The sequence below is a fragment of the Curtobacterium sp. APC 4022 genome, from assembly GCF_030407555.1.
In the GTDB taxonomy this organism is placed as follows: Bacteria; Actinomycetota; Actinomycetes; order Actinomycetales; family Microbacteriaceae; genus Curtobacterium.
Genome location: NZ_JASDDD010000089.1, coordinates 3,442 through 5,142, shown reverse-complemented (window position 1 = coordinate 5,142; position 1,701 = coordinate 3,442). Strand labels below are relative to the sequence as shown.

The 1,701-nt window shown below is 56.3% G+C and carries 1 rRNA gene; it reads left to right on the top strand.

The window, feature by feature from the left end:
* Positions 1-16: 16 nt before the first annotated feature.
* Positions 17-1,546, top strand: a 16S ribosomal RNA gene (locus QL987_RS16595).
* The last annotated feature ends 155 nt before the right edge of the window (positions 1,547-1,701 follow it).

Genomic DNA, 1,701 nt, shown 5'->3' with positions numbered 1-1,701 from the left:
GTGTTGGTTGTAATTTTTTACGGAGAGTTTGATCCTGGCTCAGGACGAACGCTGGCGGCGTGCTTAACACATGCAAGTCGAACGATGATCAGGAGCTTGCTCCTGTGATTAGTGGCGAACGGGTGAGTAACACGTGAGTAACCTGCCCCTGACTCTGGGATAAGCGTTGGAAACGACGTCTAATACTGGATATGATCACTGGTCGCATGGCCTGGTGGTGGAAAGATTTTTTGGTTGGGGATGGACTCGCGGCCTATCAGCTTGTTGGTGAGGTAATGGCTCACCAAGGCGACGACGGGTAGCCGGCCTGAGAGGGTGACCGGCCACACTGGGACTGAGACACGGCCCAGACTCCTACGGGAGGCAGCAGTGGGGAATATTGCACAATGGGCGAAAGCCTGATGCAGCAACGCCGCGTGAGGGATGACGGCCTTCGGGTTGTAAACCTCTTTTAGTAGGGAAGAAGGGAGCTTCGGTTCTTGACGGTACCTGCAGAAAAAGCACCGGCTAACTACGTGCCAGCAGCCGCGGTAATACGTAGGGTGCAAGCGTTGTCCGGAATTATTGGGCGTAAAGAGCTCGTAGGCGGTTTGTCGCGTCTGCTGTGAAATCCCGAGGCTCAACCTCGGGCTTGCAGTGGGTACGGGCAGACTAGAGTGCGGTAGGGGAGATTGGAATTCCTGGTGTAGCGGTGGAATGCGCAGATATCAGGAGGAACACCGATGGCGAAGGCAGATCTCTGGGCCGTAACTGACGCTGAGGAGCGAAAGCATGGGGAGCGAACAGGATTAGATACCCTGGTAGTCCATGCCGTAAACGTTGGGCGCTAGATGTAGGGACCTTTCCACGGTTTCTGTGTCGTAGCTAACGCATTAAGCGCCCCGCCTGGGGAGTACGGCCGCAAGGCTAAAACTCAAAGGAATTGACGGGGGCCCGCACAAGCGGCGGAGCATGCGGATTAATTCGATGCAACGCGAAGAACCTTACCAAGGCTTGACATACACCGGAAACGGCCAGAGATGGTCGCCCCCTTGTGGTCGGTGTACAGGTGGTGCATGGTTGTCGTCAGCTCGTGTCGTGAGATGTTGGGTTAAGTCCCGCAACGAGCGCAACCCTCGTTCTATGTTGCCAGCGGGTTATGCCGGGGACTCATAGGAGACTGCCGGGGTCAACTCGGAGGAAGGTGGGGATGACGTCAAATCATCATGCCCCTTATGTCTTGGGCTTCACGCATGCTACAATGGCCGGTACAAAGGGCTGCGATACCGTAAGGTGGAGCGAATCCCAAAAAGCCGGTCTCAGTTCGGATTGAGGTCTGCAACTCGACCTCATGAAGTCGGAGTCGCTAGTAATCGCAGATCAGCAACGCTGCGGTGAATACGTTCCCGGGCCTTGTACACACCGCCCGTCAAGTCATGAAAGTCGGTAACACCCGAAGCCGGTGGCCTAACCCTTGTGGAAGGAGCCGTCGAAGGTGGGATCGGTGATTAGGACTAAGTCGTAACAAGGTAGCCGTACCGGAAGGTGCGGCTGGATCACCTCCTTTCTAAGGAGCATCTGGTCAGTGCTGTTCACCGTCATGGTGAGTCAGTGGCTGGTCCAGGCGCCCGATTCGGACCGAACGTGTCCGACGGGTAGCTCATGGGTGGAACATTGACAGTGCAGTCGGGAGCGCGTCTTCCGGTCTCAGTACGTTCTCCG